At 69.2% G+C, this 3,462-nt stretch carries 1 protein-coding gene; it reads left to right on the top strand.

The features are described from left to right. Positions 1-2,062 precede the first annotated feature (2,062 nt). The coding region (locus E6G06_12445) for a DUF4071 domain-containing protein (protein ID TML90588.1) at positions 2,063-3,462 on the top strand (1,400 nt) is incomplete at its 3' end.

Raw genomic sequence — 3,462 nt, 5'->3', positions numbered from 1 at the left:
CACCCTCGCCAACGCGGGCAGCTTCGACCTGGCCGACAACGCCCGCATGTACGACCAGGACAACCTTGGCAACAAGGTGACCAACACCGGCACCCTGACCAAGCTCACCGGATCCACCAACCCCGCCTACGTGTACGTGGCCTTCGACAACGACGGCGCGGTGCGGGTGGGCTCGGGCAACCTGAACCTCAGCGCGGGCAGCGGAGGCGTCTCCACCGGCAGCTTCGAGGCGGGGGGCGGAGCGGTGCTGGGGCTCGACGGCGCCCACACCCTGGGCGGCACGCCCCAGGTGAAGGGCGCGGGGGTCGTCCAGATCTCCGGCACCGTCGACGGCACCTTCAACCTCAACGCCACCGCCGGCACGCTCGAGCTCGCCGGCACCCTCAGCGGCGCGGGCAGCCGCACCATCTCGGGCACCTTCGTCTGGAGCTCGGGGACAATCACGGGCACGGGCACCACCACCGTGGCCGCGGGCGCCACCCTCGCCGTCACCAACGCGTTCTGCAATTGCCACTCCCTCGACGGCACCACGTTGCAGAACAACGGCACCGCCTCGATGGCGGTCGACACCTACATCCTCTTCTACAACGGCGCCACCCTCGCCAACGCGGGCAGCTTCGACCTGGCCGACAACGCCCGCATGTACGACCAGGACAACCTTGGCAACAAGGTGACCAACACCGGCACCCTGACCAAGCTCACCGGATCCACCAACCCCGCCTACGTGTACGTGGCCTTCACCAACACCGGCACGGTGCGCGTCCGGCGCGGGGTCCTCAGCGTCGGCGGCGACTACCACCAGACCGCGACGGGCACACTCGCCGTCCCGATGCGGGGCACGACCCCGGGAACGAACTTCGGCCAGCTCCAGATCTCGGGGACGGCGTTCCTCGACGGGATCCTGAAGCTCGAGCCCACGTTCACCCCCGCCCTCGGCAACACCTTCGACGTGATCACCTACGGCGTCCGCTCCGGGAGCTTCGGCAGCGTCCAGGGCGCGAGCATCGACAGCACCAGGGTCTACCGGGCGCACTACGAGGCCACCGGTGTGACCCTCGTCGTCGAGTCGCCCGCCGCGCCGGCGAACCATGCCATCACGGTGTCGAAGACCGTGAGCCTCGAGCTCTCGAAGCCGAACCCGTGCAGCCAGAACTTCGGTCCCGCGTGCACGACACCGTCCGAGGTGACGGTGTCCGCGCCTGCCTACGGTGGCCACCCCAACGCATCGGTCATGATCGTGCTCTGCAACCGTCAGGTGCTCACCGAGCCCAACGTCGACGGCACCGGGGGCGACGGCGACCCCCTCGGCGCGTGCGACTTCGGCAACGGGCTCGGCGTGTCCGGCTCGATCAATCTCGACGCGAGCGGGAACTTGCCAGGGCCGTTCACGCTTCAGCTCCCCTCCGACTACAGGCTCACGGGCATCGACGGTCAACCCAGCCCCAACACCGACGGGCTGTGCCCGCCGACCTCGGCCCAACTCGCGGCAGGCTGGACCTGCTCGATCGTCGTCGCCGAGTTCGACCCGTCGCACCCAGGCCGCACGCCCGCGGCGGTCGGCTTCAAGGACGTCTTCGTACGGTCGCCCGTTCCCACGCTGCAATGCGGCGGCGCCGCGTGCCCCAACCCGACGACGCCGGGCACGGTGGTCACCATGACGGGGGTCCGGTTCCCGTGCAAGGTCATCACGCCTGACAACCCCGCGACGTCGACCTACGACGGGTTGTGCAGCACGCGGTGGGGCGCGGCAGGCGACCTGACCGTCCTCCTGAAGAACAACACGACAGGCGCGCTCACGGCGGTGACGCCCAAGAGCGTCGTCACCAACGTGAACGGCAACTACACCGTCACGTTCACCATGCCCGCGCTTACCACCGGCAGCGGGCTCTACAAGGTGTTCGCCCACGCGGGTGCGTGCTCCGGCGCGTGCCAGACGGCCAACTTCAACGCATCGGGAGCATCGCTCCGACGCTGAGTCGTCAGTTCGTCGTGCTCCAACACGACGCCACGGCAGGGTCGTCACCCTCTGACCGGCGGAGAGCCGTAGGGCTATCGTGCACGGGTGAGCTCGGAGCAGCTCGCGGCGGCACGCGACGCCTTGGCCCGCGGCGACGTCCTCGTCGCGTACGACCTGGCCGTGGGCGCGTCGAGGGGCGGTCCGACCGATCTCGAGGCGCGTTATGTCGCGGCGCTCGCGTTGGCACGGTCGGGTGCGCTGGATCGTGCGGCGCCAGAGGCGGCCCGGCTGCGTCACGACGTGGACCGCGCGGCAACTGCATCGGTCCGATTGCGGGAGGACAGCGCCGCGCTCGAAGCGAGAATCAGCAAGGACATGGCCCTGCGAGCCCCGAGGGGAGCCCAGCCGGCGTGCTTCGCGGAAGCGGCTGACCGGTACGAGGCGACCGTTGAGCGGTTCAATCGGCACTACGCATGCATCAACGCTGCGACGATGCGGCTATTGGCCGGGGAGGTCGCTCGCGCACACGAGCTGGCACGTCGCGCCCTGGAGCTGGCAAGCACACAGCCACTGGCCGACGCCGAAACGCGGTATTGGGCGGCCGCAACGACGGCCGAGGCGCATCTCATCCGGCGAGACGTCGGCGCGGCTCGTCAGGCGCTGAAGCTGGCGGCCTCGTTGTCGACGGGCGACTGGGGAGCGCGTGCCGCGACCCGTCGGCAGCTCGAGGTGGTGTGCTCCGTGATCGGTGTCGGCCGAGAGATTCTCGACGTGCTCCGAGTCCCCGCGGTGATCCACTACTGCGGGCATCTCATCGCCGGAGCTGCGGGGTTGGGGCGCTTCCCGATCCGACTCGCGCAACAGGTCAGTGCGGATGTTGCGGCATATTTGGACGATCGCGCGGTGGGCTTCGCCTATGGGTCGCTGGCGTGCGGTGCGGACACGATCGTCGCCGAGGCGGTGCTGGCGCGCGGCGGCGAGCTCCACGTGGTGCTCCCATTCCACACCGCTGAGTTCGAGAAGGTCTCGGTCGAGCCGGCGGGTGCTGTTTGGCTGGATCGCTTCCGCGCCTGTCTCGCACGCGCTACGTCGGTGATCCATGCGTACGATTCGGCCTACCTCGGTGACGATGGGCTGTTCGGCTATGCATCCCGCATCGCCATGGGACATGCGATCAATCGCGCCCAGAGTCTCGGTTCCGAGGTGGAGCAGCTCGCCATCTGGGACGAGAAGCCTCCGGTGAGCGGCACCGAGCGCAACATCGACATCTGGCGACGGACGGGTCGGCCGACGCACGTCACCTCACTCCGATCTCGCACGCCACCACCCGGCGCGCCACCGGAGACGCAGCCCACGCACCCGCCGCGCGCGATTCGCGCAGTCATGTTCGCCGACTTTCGCGGCTTCAGCGGTCTCTACGACGAGCACTACCCCGCCGTCCTCCAGCGGGTGTTCCAGCCTCTCGCGGCGGTGGTGGACCGCTACGGAGAGAACGCGTCATGGCG

The organism is Actinomycetota bacterium (assembly GCA_005888325.1).
Classification (GTDB): domain Bacteria; phylum Actinomycetota; class Acidimicrobiia; order Acidimicrobiales; family AC-14; genus AC-14.
This window is presented reverse-complemented; position numbering and strand designations above follow the sequence as displayed.